The 17128-nt window shown below is 67.9% G+C and carries 16 protein-coding genes; 5 read left to right on the top strand and 11 right to left on the bottom strand.

Features of this window, described 5'->3' with window-relative positions; genetic code table 11:
• The 5 genes from ASE68_RS07285 to ASE68_RS07265 form a co-directional block, all read right to left on the bottom strand.
• Positions 1-1320, bottom strand: coding sequence for a citrate synthase (locus ASE68_RS07285; protein WP_082462100.1), 1320 nt, complete (start codon positions 1318-1320; stop codon positions 1-3).
• 236 nt (positions 1321-1556) lie between these two features.
• Positions 1557-2675 carry a succinyldiaminopimelate transaminase gene (dapC, locus tag ASE68_RS07280; protein ID WP_055856818.1) on the bottom strand — a complete coding sequence of 373 codons (1119 nt, stop codon included), beginning with the start codon at positions 2673-2675 and terminating at the stop codon, positions 1557-1559.
• Between the two features lies 1 nt (position 2676).
• Entirely contained in the window at positions 2677-3063 is a 387-nt protein-coding gene (locus ASE68_RS07275; RefSeq protein WP_055856815.1) for a 4Fe-4S binding protein, read from the bottom strand.
• 36 nt (positions 3064-3099) lie between these two features.
• Positions 3100-3564: a hypothetical protein gene (locus ASE68_RS07270; protein ID WP_055856812.1), complete on the bottom strand. Its 465-nt coding sequence runs from the start codon at positions 3562-3564 to the stop codon at positions 3100-3102.
• Between the two features lie 5 nt (positions 3565-3569).
• Positions 3570-4061, bottom strand: coding sequence for a hypothetical protein (locus ASE68_RS07265; RefSeq protein WP_157421578.1), 492 nt, complete (start codon positions 4059-4061; stop codon positions 3570-3572).
• Positions 4062-4229: 168 nt separating this feature from the next.
• Here ASE68_RS07265 and ASE68_RS07260 point away from each other — a divergent pair, with 168 nt between their 5' ends.
• Positions 4230-5036 carry an enoyl-CoA hydratase/isomerase family protein gene (locus ASE68_RS07260; RefSeq protein ID WP_082462099.1) on the top strand — a complete coding sequence of 269 codons (807 nt, stop codon included), beginning with the start codon at positions 4230-4232 and terminating at the stop codon, positions 5034-5036.
• Between the two features lie 17 nt (positions 5037-5053).
• On the opposite strand, the gene ASE68_RS07255 is transcribed toward ASE68_RS07260, so the two are convergent.
• The 6 genes from ASE68_RS07255 to ASE68_RS07230 form a co-directional block, all read right to left on the bottom strand.
• On the bottom strand, positions 5054-5917 hold the full coding sequence (locus ASE68_RS07255; protein WP_055856807.1) for a M23 family metallopeptidase: 864 nt from the start codon (positions 5915-5917) through the stop codon (positions 5054-5056).
• 189 nt (positions 5918-6106) lie between these two features.
• Positions 6107-8011 (bottom strand): translational GTPase TypA, encoded by a 1905-nt coding sequence (gene typA / locus ASE68_RS07250; protein ID WP_055856804.1) that lies wholly within the window; start codon positions 8009-8011, stop codon positions 6107-6109.
• Between the two features lie 238 nt (positions 8012-8249).
• Entirely contained in the window at positions 8250-9986 is a 1737-nt protein-coding gene (locus ASE68_RS07245) for an ABC transporter ATP-binding protein (protein ID WP_055856801.1), read from the bottom strand.
• On the bottom strand, positions 9983-10930 hold the full coding sequence (locus ASE68_RS07240) for an ABC transporter permease (protein ID WP_055856800.1): 948 nt from the start codon (positions 10928-10930) through the stop codon (positions 9983-9985). Before ASE68_RS07240 ends, ASE68_RS07245 begins: the two co-directional genes overlap by 4 nt.
• Positions 10920-11849: an ABC transporter permease gene (locus tag ASE68_RS07235; RefSeq protein WP_055856796.1), complete on the bottom strand. Its 930-nt coding sequence runs from the start codon at positions 11847-11849 to the stop codon at positions 10920-10922. Before ASE68_RS07235 ends, ASE68_RS07240 begins: the two co-directional genes overlap by 11 nt.
• A 117-nt stretch (positions 11850-11966) precedes the next feature.
• Positions 11967-13427 (bottom strand): ABC transporter substrate-binding protein, encoded by a 1461-nt coding sequence (locus ASE68_RS07230; protein ID WP_235480782.1) that lies wholly within the window; start codon positions 13425-13427, stop codon positions 11967-11969.
• A gap of 19 nt (positions 13428-13446) precedes the next feature.
• Here ASE68_RS07230 and ASE68_RS20710 point away from each other — a divergent pair, with 19 nt between their 5' ends.
• From ASE68_RS20710 to ASE68_RS07215, 4 genes are all read left to right on the top strand, one after another.
• On the top strand, positions 13447-13608 hold the full coding sequence (locus ASE68_RS20710) for a hypothetical protein (RefSeq protein WP_235480781.1): 162 nt from the start codon (positions 13447-13449) through the stop codon (positions 13606-13608).
• A 390-nt stretch (positions 13609-13998) separates the two neighbouring features.
• Positions 13999-15162, top strand: coding sequence for a Xaa-Pro peptidase family protein (locus ASE68_RS07225; protein WP_162238256.1), 1164 nt, complete (start codon positions 13999-14001; stop codon positions 15160-15162).
• Positions 15159-16514: a M20/M25/M40 family metallo-hydrolase gene (locus ASE68_RS07220; RefSeq protein ID WP_055856787.1), complete on the top strand. Its 1356-nt coding sequence runs from the start codon at positions 15159-15161 to the stop codon at positions 16512-16514. The genes ASE68_RS07225 and ASE68_RS07220 overlap by 4 nt, the downstream gene beginning before the upstream one ends.
• On the top strand, positions 16511-17089 hold the full coding sequence (locus tag ASE68_RS07215) for an Lrp/AsnC family transcriptional regulator (protein WP_055856785.1): 579 nt from the start codon (positions 16511-16513) through the stop codon (positions 17087-17089). The genes ASE68_RS07220 and ASE68_RS07215 overlap by 4 nt, the downstream gene beginning before the upstream one ends.
• Positions 17090-17128: the final 39 nt, after the last annotated feature.

The following is a 17128-nucleotide window of genomic DNA, read 5'->3' as shown; positions in this document are numbered from 1 at the left end:
TCAGGCGCCGGGGTAGCGGCGCTCGGGCTCGCCCACGTACAGCTGCTGCGGGCGACCGATCTTGGTCTGCGGGTCGAGGTTCATCTCACGCCAGTGCGCCATCCAGCCGGGCAGTCGGCCGATCGCGAACAGCACGGTGAACATGCGGGTCGGGAAGCCCATGGCCTTGTAGATGACGCCCGTGTAGAAGTCGACGTTCGGGTAGAGACGACGCTCCTTGAAGTAGTCGTCTTCGAGCGCGAACTGCTCGAGCTCCTTGGCGATGTCGAGCAGCGGGTCGGAGACGCCGAGGCCGGCGAGCACCTCGTCGGCCGACTGCTTGACGAGCTTCGCGCGCGGGTCGTAGTTCTTGTAGACGCGGTGCCCGAAGCCCATGAGCTTGACGCCGTCTTCCTTGCGCTTGACGCGCTCGACGAACTTGCCGACGCCCTCGCCCGAATCGCGGATCTGCGCGAGCATCTGCAGCACGGCCTCGTTGGCGCCGCCGTGCAACGGGCCCGAGAGGGCCTGGATGCCGGCCGAGATCGATGCGTAGAGGTTGGCCCCCGTCGAGCCGACGAGGCGCACGGTCGACGTCGACGCGTTCTGCTCGTGGTCTTCGTGCAGGATCAGCAGGCGGTCGAGCGCCTTCGAGAGCACCGGGTCGATCTCGTACGGCTCGGCCATGTTTCCGAAGTTCAGCCGCAGGAAGTTGTCGACGAAGCTCAGCGAGTTGTCGGGGTACAGGAACGCCTGGCCCAGGCTCTTCTTGTGCGCGTACGCGGCGATGACCGGCAGCTTCGCGAGCAGGCGGATCATCGTGAGCTCGACGTCGTCGGGGTCCTGGCCCTCGTAGTACGTCGACAGCGCCGACACCGCGCTCGAGAGCACCGACATCGGGTGCGCCGTGTGCGGCAGTGCAGAGAAGAACCGCTTGAGGTCTTCGTGCAGCAGCGTGTGACGGCGGATCTTCTCGTCGAACTCGCCCAGTTCGTCGGCGCTCGGCAGCGACCCGTAGAGCAGCAGCCAGGCGACCTCGAGGTACGTCGACTGCTCGGCGAGCTGCTCGATGGGGTACCCGCGGTAGCGCAGGATGCCCTGGTTGCCGTCGATGTAGGTGATCGCCGACTGCGTCGAGGCCGTGTTCACGAACCCGTAGTCGAGTGCGGTCAGCCCGGTCTGTCGCGTCAGCGTCGACAGGTCGATGCTCGAGGCGCCGTCGACGGCCGCCCGGATCGGGAACTCCGCGGTACCACCCGGGAAGTTCAGGGTCGCCTGAAGGGGCTTCTGGCCTTCGGCATTGTTCACGACGTCGCTCACGGCGCCTCCTGTGATCGTCATGTGCGGTCACCTGCTTTCCGTTTCGCGGCGTGGTTCGGCCGCGACCCGAACTACAGCCTAGACGCGGCCGGGGCACACTGTCGCATCCGCCAAGACAACGGGCGAGGAGTTGCCGGTTTCGACAGAAGGGGGCCCGATCGACCCGTCGACGGCTGTGTCACCCCACAGTCAACGCGACGCTCGCGGGCTCGAAGGGCCGAACTCGAGGTGATGCGCCCCGGTCTGCGCAGGGCGATTCAGGCGACGGATGTCGCGAGCCGCCGCGCTGCAGCGGCGACGCGCTCGTCGGTCGCCGTGAGCGAGAGCCGCACGTGGTCGGGGTAGTGATCGCCGTAGAAATGGCCGGGGCCTGCGACGATGCCGAGGTCGGCGAGCCGGCCGATGGACTCCCACGCGTCACGACCTTCGGTGGCCCAGAGGTAGAGCCCGGCCTCGCTTCGATCGATGCGGAATCCGGCTGCCTCGAGCGCAGGGCGCAGCACGTCTCGGCGGGCGCGGTAGCGCTCCTTCTGCTCGGCGACGTGCACGTCGTCGCCGAGGGCGGCGACCATTGCGGCCTGCAGCGGAGCGGGCAGCATGAGGCCGGCGTGCTTGCGCACGTTCGTCAGCTGCTCGATGAGCAGCCCGCAGCCGGCGATGAACGCCGCCCGGTAGCCGGCCATGTTCGACTGCTTGCTGAGGGAGTACACGGCGAGCGTGCCGCTGCGGTTCTCGCCGCTCACCCGCGGGTCGAGGATGCTCGGCACCCGCTCGGAATCCCACGGGGCGTCCCAGCCGAGCTCTGCATAGCACTCGTCGCTCACGATCGTGGCACCGAGCTCTCTCGCCCTGGCCTGCGCGGCGCGCAGTTCGTCGACGTCGAGCACGCGGCCATCGGGGTTGCCGGGGCTGTTCAGCCACACGAGCTTCGTCTCGGCCGGCCATTCGGCAGGGTCGTCGGAGGCGAGCGCATCGGCCCCGGCGATGGCCGCACCGATCGCATACGTCGGATACGCGGCACGGGGATGCACGACCACGTCGCCCTCGCCGACGCCGAGCATCAGCGGCAGCAGCGCGACCAGTTCCTTCGAGCCGATCGTCGGCAGCACGTTGCGCTCACTGAGCCCGGTGCCCACGATTCCTCGACGACGCTCGAACCACTCGACGATCGCTCGGCGCAGTTCGGGCGTGCCCACGGTCTGCGGATAGCTGTGCGCATCGGTCGCGGCCGAGAGCGCGTCGCGGATCACCGCGGGCGTCTCGTCGACGGGCGAGCCGATGGAGAGGTCGACGACGCCGTCGGGGTGCACGGCCGCGCGCTCCCGGTACGGGGTCATCAGGTCCCACGGGTAGTCGGGCAGCGCGCCGAGCGCCATCTCAGTGGGCCTGCGGGGGCAGCACGGAGATGACGGGGTGGTCCTTGGCGATGACGCCGACCTTGGCGGCGCCGCCGGGCGAGCCGAGGTCATCGAAGAACTCGACGTTGGCCTTGTAGTAGTCGGCCCATTCGTCGGGGAGGTCGTCTTCGTAGTAGATGGCCTCGACGGGGCAGACCGGCTCGCAGGCACCGCAGTCGACGCATTCGTCGGGGTGGATGTAGAGCGACTCGACGGGGCAGACCGGCTCGCAGGCACCGCAGTCGACGCATTCGTCGGGGTGGATGTAGAGCGAGCGCTCACCCTCGTAGATGCAGTCGACCGGGCACTCGTCGATGCAGGCGCGGTCTTTGACGTCGACACACGGAAGGGCGATGACGTAGGTCACAGGCTCGCGGTCCTTTCGGAAGACTGGAGCTTCAGTCTATGCCGCACCGAGGCCGGTCGAGGCCGCCCGCCCGTCGTCGTCGGTCGACCACGGCTGATTCCCCTCGGAGCCGCCCGGTCGGCGCGCGGCGCGCGCGGGCAGGCGAGGCCACGCCACGACGAACACCGTGACGAGCGCCGGCCCGATCGACCAGATCGTGCCGGTCAGGTCGCCGACGACGAGCACGGATCCGCCCCGCCCCGGCAGGGTCAGCAGGCCCACCACGAGGATCACGCCGAGTCCGGCCACGGCGGCGACCAGCCGCCCCCCGCCGATCGTGCGGAACGCGACGAGCAGCGCCGCGACGCCGATGAGCGCGACGACGAGGCCCCACGGCAGGCTCACGTCGCCGATCTGCCACGTCTGGCGGTGACCGACCGTGCCGAGCGTTCCGTAGATCGCGCCGATGATGAGCGCGAGCGCGAGCGTCGCGATTCGGTTCCAGAGGCTCGTCTCGCCCATCTCGTTCACTTCGGGGTCACCGTGTACGACACGGTGTCGTCCTGAACGGTCAGCAGCACGCGGTAGGTGTCGTTCGCGTACACCATCGCGTCGAGCTGCCCTCCGGTGAGGCTCTGGAGCTGCTCCTCGGTCAACGTCGTGTCCTCGGCGAAGCCGGAGCCCTCGAGCGCCGACGCGGCCGCCGCGGCGGGGTCGGCCTCGGTCGTCGTCACGACCACCACCCAACCGTTCGAGTCGCCGGTGCCGATGCCGACCGTGATCTCGCCGTCGACGACCGCGATCTCGGACGGGAACCCGGCGGGCAGCTCGCCGCCGAGGCTCACGTCCCCGCCCGTGGCGCCCTCGATCGCGTCCTCGACGCCGTTCTGCATGAGGTCCTCGACCGGATTCGAGCAGCCGGTGAGCAGCCCTACGGCGAGACCCGCCGTCGCGACGACGAGTGCGGCGCGAACGATCGCGCGCGGCATCCGCACCCTGGTCGACGGTGATGACAGCATCAGGACTCCTCGTGGATTCGGTGGCCATCGGATTCTACCGACGAGCCGGCGGGTCGGCCACGAGCCGCCGCGCCGGCGCCGTGGCTGCATCGCCGGCGGCAGGCCGCAGCCGAGCCCGACGGGCATGCCGTAGCGTGAACACGCAGCCCCACGAGAGGATCGAAGACGATGACGACGGCCGAATCCGAACCCGCCAGCCCCGAGGTCGACCTCGCGTTCGACGGTGACGTCGCGATCGTCACGATCGACCGGCCCAAGGCGCTCAACGCCCTCTCGTCGACGGTGCTCGAGGCCCTCGACGACGCCTTCGTCCGCATCGCGGATGCCGCGGCATCCGTTCGGGGCGTGCTGCTCGTCGGGGCCGGCGGGCGCGCGTTCGTCGCAGGCGCCGACATCGCCGGCATGGCGGGCGCGACGCCAGAGGAGGGCCGACGTTCGGCGGAGCTCGGCCACCGGGTCGCCGCCCGAATCGAGGCCTGCAGCGCCCCCGTGATCGCCTGCGTCGACGGGTTCGCCCTCGGCGGCGGCCTCGAACTCGCACTCGCCTGCGACCTCATCTACGCGACGGATGCCTCGAGCTTCGGCCAGCCCGAGGTGCGCCTCGGCCTCATCCCCGGGTTCGGGGGGACGGTGCGCCTTCCGCGCGTGGTCGGCCCGGCGCGCGCCAAGGAGCTCATCTACAGCGGCCGCCGCATCGGCATCGAGGAGGCCGTCGCGGCCGGACTCGTGGTGCGCCGCTTCGCAGACCGCGATGCGCTGCTCGCCGGAGCCCGCGAGACCGTCGCGCAGATCGCGCAGAACTCACCGGTCGCGGTCGCGAACGCCAAGCGCGTGCTCGTCGGCGCCGCCGGGCGCACGACCGAGGAGGCCGTGGCGATCGAGGTCGGCGGATTCACCGAGGCGTTCGGCACCGACGACATGCGCGAGGGCGTCGCGGCGTTCCTCGAAAAGCGCTCCCCCGGCTTCAGCCGGTGACGCTCAGTAGCTGACGCTCAGCCGGTGACACGCATCGCCAGCCAGGCGAAGCCGTCGAACCTGACGCCGTCGGCGCCGAACATCTCGAGGTGGAGGTGGGGTCCGGTCGACTGACCGGTCGTGCCGACGAGCCCGAGCTGCTGGCCGGCGGTGACCTGCTGCCCGACGCTCACCTGCATCGACCCGCTCTGCATGTGCGCGTACGAGGACGTCACGAGCGTGCCGCCGATGTTGTGCTGCACCTCGATGTTCACGCCCAGGCCGCCGCTGTTCTCGGTCGCGAGCACGACGACGCCGTCGGCGATCGACACGATCGGCGAGCCGTTGCCCGGGTTGAAGTCGACGCCGTCGTGCACCGTCGAGCATCCGGCGCAGGGAGCCGACCGCGGGCCGAAGCCGTCGCTCTGGCGTTCGGGGGTGAGCACGGGCCACACGATGCGGTCGGTCTCGATGAGCGAGACGGATCCCACGCTCGCGACCTGCGACACGATGGGCGGCGGAGCAGCCTCGACCGAGTAGGCGCTCACGCTCGCGGTCGCCCCGGCGACGGCCGCCGGCATGACGGCGTCGCTCGCGATCTCGATGGTCTGCGGCTCGAGGTCGATCGTGTCGCCGATCGGAGCGGGCGCGTACACCGACGCCGTCGTGTCGCTCGCGCTCACGGCGAGGGCCGGAACGCTCGAGCTGATGACCATCGCGCCGACGAAGCCGAGGCCGAGGAGCACGAATCCGGCTCGCTTCGGGAGGAGCGTGCGCACCGGCGGCACCGCCGCGAAGGCGGCGCGGAAGGTGTGGTTGCTGGGAAGGGCGCGGGCGTGGAGTCCGCGAACGGCCGCGCGTGATCGCGCTGCGGCTCGGCGGCCGATGTGGGGGAAGGTCATAGGTGGAGCAGGTGTTTCCGGTCGGGGGCGTCCAGGTGAACCATTCCAACGTATGAAACGTTTCTGTACAAACCCTCAACTTCTCCTCCGCAACCCGTGTGCGCCGACGCTTCGGACGCGTCTCACCGGTATGGAGAAGGGCGGATGCCGCAGGCCATGGCCCGCGGCATCCGCCCTCGTTCGCAGGGGCTAGGCCTGCTTCTTCAGGCGCGAGGTGGTGCGAGCGCGCGCCGTGGCGTCGAGCTCGACCTTGCGGATGCGCACGGCGGCCGGCGTGACCTCGACGCACTCGTCTTCGCGGGCGAACTCGAGGCACTCCTCGAGCGAGAGCTGGCGCGACGGGGTCATCGACTCGAACGTGTCGGAGGTCGACTGACGCATGTTGGTCAGCTTCTTCTCCTTCGTGATGTTCACGTCCATGTCGTCGTTGCGCGAGTTCTCGCCGATGACCATGCCCTCGTAGACCTCTTCGGTCGGGTTCACGAAGAACGTCATGCGCTCCTGCAGGGCGATGATCGCGAACGGCGTCACGACGCCGGAGCGGTCGGCGACGATCGAGCCGTTGTTGCGGGTGACGATCTGGCCCGCCCAGGCGTCGTAGCCGTGCGAGATCGCGTTCGCGATGCCGGTGCCGCGCGTGGTGGTCATGAACTCGGTGCGGAAGCCGATGAGGCCGCGGCTCGGGACGATGAACTCCATGCGCACCCAGCCGGTGCCGTGGTTCGACATGTTGTCCATGCGGCCCTTGCGCGACGCGAGGAGCTGCGTGATCGCGCCGAGGTACTCCTCGGGGGCGTCGATCGTGAGGTGCTCGAACGGCTCGTGCGTCTTGCCGTCGACCTGCTTCGTGACCACCTGGGGCTTGCCAACGGTGAGCTCGTAGCCCTCGCGACGCATCTGCTCGACGAGGATCGCGAGCGCGAGCTCGCCTCGACCCTGTACCTCCCACGAGTCGGGGCGTCCGATGTCGACGACCTTGAGCGAGACGTTGCCGACGAGCTCGCGGTCGAGGCGGTCCTTGACCATGCGCGCGGTGAGCTTGTGGCCCTTGACCTTGCCGACGAGCGGCGAGGTGTTCGTGCCGATGGTCATCGAGATGGCGGGCTCGTCGACGGCGATGATCGGCAGCGGACGCACGTCTTCGGGGTCGGCGAGCGTGTCGCCGATCATGATGTCCTCGAAGCCGGCGACCACGGCGATGTCACCGGGGCCGGCGCTCTCGGCCGGGTAGCGGTCGAGGGCCTTCGTGAGGAACAGCTCGGTCACGCGGACGTTCTGCACCGAGCCGTCGTGCTTGACCCACGCGACGGTCTGGCCCTTCTTGATGGTGCCCTGGAAGACGCGGAGCAGCGCGAGGCGGCCGAGGAACGGCGACGCGTCGAGGTTCGTGACATGCGCCTGCAGGGGGTGCTCGTCGTCGTAGGTCGGCGCCGGGATGTGCTCGAGGATGGCCTCGAACAGCGGCTCGAGGTCGTCGTTGTCGGGCAGCTCGCCGTTCTCGGGCTTGTTGTGGCTCGCGGCGCCGTTGCGGCCCGAGGCGTAGACCACCGGCACGTCGAGGATCGCGTCGAGGTCGAGGTCGGGCACGTCGTCGGCCAGGTCGGAGGCGAGGCCGAGCAGGAGGTCCTGGCTCTCGGCGACGACCTCGTCGATGCGCGCGTCGGGGCGGTCGGTCTTGTTCACGAGCAGGATGACCGGCATGCGGGCCTCGAGTGCCTTGCGCAGCACGAAGCGGGTCTGGGGCAGCGGCCCCTCGCTCGCGTCGACGAGCAGCACGACGCCGTCGACCATCGACAGGCCGCGCTCGACCTCGCCGCCGAAGTCGGCGTGGCCTGGGGTGTCGATGACGTTGATCGTGATCGGGTTGCCGCCCGCGTGGACGCCGTTGTACGAGATCGCCGTGTTCTTGGCGAGGATCGTGATGCCCTTCTCGCGCTCGAGCTCGTTCGAGTCCATCGCACGCTCTTCGACGTGCGCGTGCTCGGCGAACGAGTGCGTCTGGTTGAGCATCGCGTCGACGAGGGTGGTCTTGCCGTGGTCGACGTGAGCGACGATCGCGACATTGCGCAGGTCGTTGCGGGTGGCGTTCGCCATGTTCGGTCCTCTGGGCTGGTGGGCTTCGGATGCCGCGCCCCTCGGCCGCGAGGGCGGCACGACGGAGAACGCGGGAAGCGCTTTGATGAAGGTCTGGGGATGCGCAGCCGAGATCGACGGCCCGCGCCCGACAAGCCTACCGTGCCGAGGCCGTGTTCACCTGAGAACCGAGAACGCCCGGCATCCGTGGTCGGATGCCGGGCGTTCTCGTTCGCTCCAGGCGGGCGTCGCGGCTGACTCAGCTCGCGAGCTCGATGCCCGCGCCGGGGATGGCTGCGAGCAGATCCCGGGTGTACTGCTGAGCGGGTTGCTCGAACACCTCGTCGGTCGTCGCCGCTTCCACGATGCGTCCCTTCTGCATCACGCACACGTTGTCCGCGACGAGACGCACGACCGCGAGGTCGTGGGTGATGAAGAGGTACGTGAGCGAGAGCTCGGCCTGCAGCTCGGTGAGCAGGTTCAGGATCTGCCCCTGCACCAGCACGTCGAGCGCCGAGACCGCCTCGTCGAGCACGAGGACGTCGGGCTTCAGCGCCAGGGCGCGCGCGATCGCGATGCGCTGACGCTGACCGCCCGACAGCTCGCTCGGATAGCGGTGACGGGTGGCCGAAGGCAGCGACACCTGGTCGAGCAGTTCGAGCACGCGTGCGTTGCGCTCCTTGGCGGTGCCGATGCCGTGCACCTTCAGCGGCTCGGCGATGGTGTTGCCGACGCTGTACTGCGGATCGAGCGAACCGTACGGGTCCTGGAAGACCGGCTGGACACGGCGCCGGAAGGCGAGCACGTCGCGCCCGCGCAATGAACCGACGTCTCGTCCGTCGAAGCTGACCGATCCGGAGGTCGGCGCCTCGAGCTGGAGGATCAGCTTGGCCATCGTCGACTTGCCGGATCCGGACTCGCCCACGATCGCGGTCGTGGTGCCCTTCTTGACGTCGAAGCTCACGTCGTTCACGGCGAGCAGATCGATGGACTTGAAGCTGGACTGGCGGACCTTGTAGAGCTTCGAGACGTTCTTCACCGAGATGAAGTCCTCGCGCGTGTCCTCGCGTTCGCGGCTCTCGGCGCGCTCGATCAGCGTCAGGTCGTCGGACCCCGCGCTGAAGATCTCGTCGGGCTCGTGACCGGTGACCCTGGTGGCCTCGATGCGCTTGGATGCGAGGCTCGGGGCCGCGGCGATGAGTCGCTGCGTGTACGGGTGCTGCGGGTTCTGCAGGATCTCGACCGACGGCCCGGACTCGACGATCTTGCCCTTGTACATCACCACGAGCTGGTCTGCGCGTTCCGCGGCCAGGCCGAGGTCGTGGGTGATGTAGAGCACGGACGTGCCGTATTCCGCGGTGAGCGTGCCCAGGTGATCGAGGATCTGGCGCTGGACGGTCACGTCGAGGGCGGAGGTCGGCTCATCGGCGATGAGCAGCTTGGGCCGCGCCGAGAGTCCGATGCCGATCAGCACGCGCTGCCGCATGCCGCCCGAGAACTGGTGCGGGTACTGCTTGAGCCGCTGGTCGGCGTCGGCGAGCCCCGCCTCCTGCAGGACCTCGATCGTGCGCTCGCGAGCGGCCTTGCCCTGCGCGAGGTTGTTGGCCTTGATGGCCTCCTCGACCTGGAAGCCGATCTTCAGCACGGGATTCAGGTTGGACATCGGGTCTTGGGGAACGTACCCGATCAGCCGGCCGCGGATGGACTGGATGGCCGACGGCGAGAGCTTCGTGAGGTCCACTCCATCGAAGAGGATCTCACCGCCCGTCACCTTTCCGGTGCCCGGCAGGAGGTCGATGATCGACTGCGCGGTCGTCGACTTGCCCGAACCGGACTCGCCGACGATCGCGAGGGTCTCGCCCTGCTGCAGGGTGATGTCGATTCCGCGGACCGCGGGGACGACGCCGCGCTGGGTACGGAACCCGACCTCGAGGTTGCGGATCTGGAGCAGCGGCGTCCCACTGGACGGAGCGTTGGCTGCGGTCGCATTGCTCATCGGCGCGCCCTCTCCTTCGGGTCGAGTGCGTCGCTCACGACGTCACCGAGCATCAGGAACGACAGCACGGTGATCGACAGGGCGGCGGCGGGATAGAACATGACCATCGGGTTGCTGAGGATCGACGTTCGCGCCTGACCGATGTCGTTACCCCACGACATCACGTCGGGCGGGAGGCCGATTCCGAGGAACGACAGGGTCGATTCGGCAACGATGAACGTTCCGAGCGACACCGTGGCCACCACGATCACCGGTGAGATCGCGTTGGGGACGACGTGGTTCACGAGGATCCGGAAGCGCGAGACGCCGAGTGCGACCGAGGCGGTCACGTAGTCGGACTTGCTCGCGGACAACACCGAGCCGCGCATGATTCGCGCGATCTGCGGCCAGGCGAACAAGGCGAGCACCATGGCGACGGTGGCCGGGCTGCGGTCGGGGAGCACCGTCATGAGGACGATCGCACCGAGCACGGTGGGGATCGCGAAGAAGATGTCGCCGACGCGCGACACGACCGCGTCGAGCCATCCGCCGTAGTAACCGGCGATGGCACCGATCACCACGCCGAAGAGCGTGACCATGATCGTCGCGAGCAGGCCGACCGTCACGGAGGCCTGGGTGCCGAAGATGGTGCGGGAGTACACGTCGCAGCCCTGTCGCGTGAAGCCGAAGGGATGCCCGGGCTCGGGCGGGCCGTTGCTGTTCTTGAGGAAGCATTCGGAGTTCGGCGGATACCACGTGAACCAGCTCGGGAACAGGGCGATCACGACGATCACGAAGATGAGGATCGCGGAGATCCAGAAAGCCGGACGACGACGCATCGATTCCCATGCGTCGGACCAGGTGCTGCGTGCCTTCTCGGTCTCATCGAGTCGATCGATGGGCTGAATCGGCGTGTCTTCGAGCTCGGCGACGAAGTGCGGTTGCGGTTCGCGATTAGCTGACATAACGGATCCTCGGGTCGAGCACGGCGTAGAGAAGGTCGACGAGCAGGTTGGCGAGCATGATGATGATCACCATCACCGCGACGAACGAGACGACCGTCGGGCCTTCGCCGAGGGTGATCGCCCGATAGACGGTTCCACCGACGCCGTTGATGTTGAAGATTCCCTCGGTGACGATCGCGCCGACCATCAGGGAGCCGAGGTCCACGCCGAGGAAGGTGACGACGGGGATGAGCGAGTTGCGGAGGACGTGGACGCTGACGACCCGTCGACGCGGGAGGCCCTTCGCCGTGGCGGTGCGCACATAGTCGGCCGACAGGTTGTCGGAGACGCTGCTTCGCGTCAGGCGGACGATGTAGGCGAACGACACGGACGCGAGCACGATGGCCGGCAGCACGAGTTCGTTCCACGGGGCCTGTGCACTCACCGTCGGGCTGGCCCAGCCCAGGTTGATGCCCACGACGATCTGCAGGACGAAGCCGACGACGAAGGTCGGCACGGAGATCAGGAGCAGGCTCACGACCAGAGCGGTCGAATCGAAGAACTTGCCCTTGCGGAGGCCGGCGACGAGACCGACGAAGATTCCGGCGACCGCCTCGAAGAAGAGTGCGAGGAGTGCGAGCCGAAGCGTGATGGGGAACGCCTGAGCGAGCACCTCGGAGACGGGACGCCCCGAGTAGGTCGTTCCGAGATCGCCCTGGAAGAGCCCGCCGATGTAGAGGAAGTACTGAACGATGAACGGCTCGTCGAGGTGGTACTGCTGACGAATCTGCTCGATCACCGCGGGTGCCGGCGGGCGGTCGCCGAAGAGCGCCAGGATGGGATCTCCGGGCAGGGCGAACACCATGAAATAGATCAGGAAGGTCGCGCCGAAGAAGACGGGAATGAGCTGCAGGAGCCGTTTGCCGGTGTAACGGAGCATCAACGGCCTCCTGCGGAGGTTAGTGAGATCATCACGTTCTATTCATGTTCGTTCATCATGAAGTCCGGGGCGGTGACCCGCCCCGGACATCATGTTTCGGGATTTGACTACTAGAGACTAACCCTTGGTGACTGCGTAGTAGAGCGGCACGGAATCCCAGCCGAACTCCACGTTGTCGACGGTGTCACCCGAGACGCCGGTGACGTTGGAGTACCACAGCGGAATGGTCGGCAGGTCCTTGAGCAGGACTTCCTGAGCTTCCTGGTACTTCGTGGTGGCTTCCTCGACGGTCGCCGACTTCGAGCCCTCCTTGAGGAGCGAGTCGAACTCTTCGCTGGTGTAGCCCTCGTAGTTCGATCCGGCACCGGTCTGGTAGAGCGGGGCGAGGAAGTTGTACAGCGAGGGGTAGTCCGCCTGCCAGCCGGCGCGGGTCGCACCGTCGAGCTTCGCGTTCACTCGGTCGTCGAGCGCCGACTTGAAGTCGGGGTACGACTTTCCTTCGGCGTTGATGCCCAGCGTGTTCTTGATGCTGTTGGTCACCGCGTCGACCCAGGCCTGGTGGCCGCCGTCGGCGTTGTACGCGAGCGTGAAGACGGTGTCGCCGTAGGGCGCGATGGCGTCGGCCTCGGCCCACAGCTTCTTCGCCTCGTCGGGGTTGAACTCGAGCACCTCGGCGCCCTCGAGCGCGTCCGAGTAGCCGTCGATGACCGGCGACGTGAAGTCGGTCGCCGGCGTGCGGGTTCCCTGGAAGATGACATCGGTGATCTCGCCGCGGTCGATCGACATCGAGATGGCAGCACGACGCAGCTTGCCCTCTTCGCCGGTCCAGTGCTCGAGGTAGTAGGGGATGTTGAACGCCTGGAAGATCGCTGCGGGCTGGTTCACGGCACGGTCGCCGAACTCAGCCTCGTAGTTCTCGAACTGGGTGTCCGGAACGGCGTCGAGGACGTCGAGGTTGCCTGCCTGGACATCCGCGTACGCGGCGTCCTGCGAGGTGTAGAACCGGATGTCCAGACCGCCGTTGACGGGCTTGCGAACGCCGTCGTAGTCGGGGTTGGTGATCAGGTTGATCTCGACGTCGTGGTTCCATGCGCCCTCTTCGGCGAGCATGTACGGGCCGTTGCCGATGGGGTTCTCACCGAACGCCTCGATGTCCTCGAAGGCGACCGACGGAAGCGGCATGTAGGCCGTGTAGCCGAGACGCAGGGGCCAGTCGGCCTCGGGCGAGGAGAGCTCGACGGTGAAGGTCGTGTCATCGACGGCCTTCAGACCGGTCAGCTCGGTGTCCTCGGTGTAGCTGAAGCCGACGATGTTGTCGAAGAAGTAGGACGAGCCCTGGGCGTTGCTGAACTTCGCGCCGTAGTTCCAGGCGTCGATGAACGACTGGGACGTGACGGCTTCGCCGTTCGTGAAGGTCCAGCCGTCCTTGAGCTTGACGGTCCAGGTCGTCGCGTCGTCGGACTCGATCGAGTCGGCGACCTCGTTGACGATGGAGCCGTCGGCGTTGTAGCTGACGAGTCCGGCGTAGATCGACGTGAGGATCTTGCCGCCGCCGACCTCGGTGGTGCCGGTCGTCACCAGGGGCGCCTGAGGCTCGTTGCCGTTCGTCGAGACGATGGCGGACGAGCTGGCCGAGTCGGTGCTTTCGGTGCCGCTGTCGCTGCTGCAGCCCGCAAGCCCCAGTGCAGCGACCGAGAACAACGCGATGGCGCCGATCCCGATACGTGATCTCTTCAATGTTCCTCCAGGATTCAGGTGAACGGAATCTGCGCACGGTAGGGCCCAGATCCGTTGCTGTTAGGGAAGAGACTAAACAGCCAGCCACACACGCCCAAATCGAAATCCAAAGTGTTATAGACCGGCAATGTTTGACGACAGGATTTTCCTCGAGGCTCGCATTCTTTGCGTGTTCGGGGCATCCATGCAAGTAATCGGTGCCGAATGACGAATCGTTCGAATCTCGTGCGCCTGACCCATTCAGGGCGCCGACCACCGCCTCACGGCACTCACGATGTCAGGCTAGAATCGGTTTTTGGCTTACATGCATTGGCTTTTTCCGCATTCCCACCTATGCTTGTATCGCCCCGAGCGGAGATCGATAGAGCTGTCGTGCACCGCCTCCCACCCGGCAGAGAGAAGAGTCCCGACGATGCCCACGACCACCCCGATCCTGATGTACTCGAACACCATGGCCGCCGACATGCGGCACGTGATCACCAACGAGGTGCACGACCCGTTCCTCTACGCAGAGGTCGACGGTCGCCAGTACACCGCCATCAAGTCGCTCGAAGTCGCCCGCATGCAGGCCATCGACGGCATGACGGTCTTCCCGCTCGAGACGCTCGGGTACGACGCGTTCAGGGCCGAGGGCCAGGACCCGGACACCGCCGAGCTCAACTCGCTGGTCGAGGCGTGCCGGCGCATCGACATCGCCGAGGCGATCGTGCCGCCCTCCTTCCCGCTCGAGGTCGCCGACCACCTGCGCGCCAACGGCATCGTGCTCCGCGTCGACCGCGACGAGTTCGTCGCACGGCGGCGCGTGAAGAACCCCGCCGAGCTCGCCGGCATCCGCAGGGCTCAGATCGCCGCGGAGGCCGGCGTGGCCAGCGTCGCCGCGGCCCTCGAGCGTGCCACCATCGCCGCCGACGGCGGGCTGCTGCTCGACGGCGAGCCGCTGACCTGCGAGAACCTCAAGCTCGGCATCCGCGCGGCATTCCTCAAGAACGGCTGCGACGACGCGGGACTCATCGTCGCGCACGGCGAGCAGACCTGCATCGGCCACCACGCCGGCTCCGGCCAGATCTTCGAGGGCGAACCGGTCACGGTCGACATCTGCCCGCGCGACGTCGAGTCCGGCGGCAACTCCGACATGACGCGCACGTTCGTCAAGGGCGAGGTGAACGACGAGCTCGCGATGTACTTCCGTATCGTGAAGGAGTCCTTCGACCGCACGCTCGAGGCGATCCGCCCCGGGCTCCCGGTCGCGGAGCTCCACCGCATCTCCTGCGAGCCGATGATCGAGGCCGGGCAGCCGACCCAGCTGACGAAGGCCCCCGGCGAGGTGTTGATCGAGGGCTACTTCCACAGCCTCGGACACGGCATCGGCCTCGAGGTGCACGAGGCTCCCGGCCTCGGCCAGAACGACGCGGTGCTCGTCGCCGGCGACGTCATCGCGATCGAACCCGGCTGCTACCGGCAGGGCTTCGGCGGCGTCCGCCTCGAGGACATCGTGCTCGTCACCGAGACCGGGTACGAGCTCATCACCGACTACCCGTACGACCTCACGCCGGTCGCGATCTCGCGCGGGGCATGAGCGTGGTGCTCGACCCCCGAATCGTCGACGGCGCGGCCGAGAGCGTCCAGGACTGGCAGGCGTTCTGCCGGTTCCCCACCGTCTCCGGTGATCTCGATGCCATCGCCGACGCGGCCGACTGGCTCGAGGGACGCCTGACGCCGTTGATGGATCGCATCGAGCGCTTCGAGATCCCCGGGCACGGCCCGGTCGTGGTCGGGTTCCGGCGCGGGCTCTCCGAGCGCACGCTGCTGCTCTACAACCACTACGACGTGCAGCCGGCGGGCGACGAGGGCCGTTGGTCCTCGCCGCCGTTCGCGGCCGAGATCGTCGACGGGGCGATGTACGCCCGCGGTGCCTGCGACGACAAGGCGGATGTCACGAGCCGCCTGCGCGCGCTCACGCTGTTCGAGCAGGAGCATCCGGACGGACTGCCGTTCAGCATCATCTTCATGGCCGACCCATGCGAGGAGATCGGGAGTCCCGGGCTCGACGCAGTGCTCGCCGAGCACAGCGCGCTGCTGCGTTCGGATGCCTGCCTCTGGGAGAGCTACCTCCGCGAGGAGGACGGCCGTCCCGCGATCGGGTTCGGTTGCCGCGGGGCACTCGAGGTCAGCCTCAGCCTCACGGTGCTCGACGCGAACCAGCATCCGTCGTACTCCCCGGTCGTGCGTTCCGCTCCGCTCGAGATGATGCGCGTCATCAGCTCCTTCCTCGACGACGACGGCCTGATCGCGATCCCGGGGTTCACCGACGGTGCGCTCGTGCCCGACGAGGCCGCCCGCGCACGTGTGCAGGAGTTGAGCCTGCCGGGTCCGTCGATCGCGATCGAGGGCATCGATCCGTTGCAGCCCCATGCGATCGAACGGCTGAAGGAGCGCTTCATCTTCGCCCCGTCGATGAGCCTCTCGGGCTTCGAGGTCGACCCGTCGATCCGGCAGAGCATCGCCGCAGGCTGCGAGGCCCGCGTGCGCTTCGGGCTCGTGCCCGGCATGGATCCTGACACCTGCTTCGAGACGCTGCGCGCGCACCTCGCGACCACGAACCCCGACATCGAGGTCGGCCTCATCCGCACCATGAAGCCGGCGTTCTCCCCCGTCGACACCCCCTTCGCGACCTCGGTCGTGAACGCGGCACGCACGGCGTTCGACGGCGAGCCCGTGATCTACGAGGTCATGACCGGCTCCGGCCCCGGCGCGTTCTTCCTCGAGCACCTGGGTGCGCCGCTCATCTCGCCGACCGGCACGCTGCGCCCCGCCGGCAACATGCACGGCTTCGACGAGCACGGCTACGTCGACGACTACCTGCACCACATCCAGTTCACCCTCGAGCTCCTCCGGGAGCTCGACCGATCCGGATTCGCGGCATCATGAGCACGACCGATCCCGAGGAGCGACCGGAGGGAATCCTCGCGATCCTCGAGGAGGCGCACGAGCCGGTGGCGCTTGACGCCATCGACCGCCGCATCCTGCACATCCTGCACGAGGATTCGCACATCTCGCAGCGCGCGCTCGCCGCGAAGGTCGGCCTCAGCGCACCGAGCGTCGCCGAGCGCGTCGCACGGCTCGAGCGCACCCACGTGATCAAGCGGCACAGCATCGAGGTCGACTGGGGCGCGCTCGGCTTCCCGATGCTCGTCGTGATCCCGATGAAGTTCGCGGCGAACGCCGATCCGCTGCGGATCGTGACCGAACTGCGGCAGATCCCGTCGCTCACCGAGATCCTCATCCTGACCGGGGCGCACGACATGATGGCCCGGTTCAGGGTGCGCGACCACGCCGACCTCCAGCGGCTGCTCCTCGAGCGCATCTGGGCCATCGACGGACTCGAGAGCGTCGAGACGATGATCAGCCTCGGCAGGGTCGACGATGCCGCGCCGCTGCGTCACATCCTCCCCGAGGACGACCAGACGCCGGGACGCGGCGAAGGGCGGCGCGGTCGGTCCTGAGCCGCCGCAGGCGAGGAGGGCGCGTCGACCGTACGATGA

The sequence above is a fragment of the Agromyces sp. Leaf222 genome (genome assembly GCF_001421565.1).
GTDB lineage: Bacteria > Actinomycetota > Actinomycetes > Actinomycetales > Microbacteriaceae > Agromyces.
The sequence above is the reverse complement of the archived record's forward strand: the minus strand, read 5'-3'. Positions and strand labels throughout refer to the sequence as shown.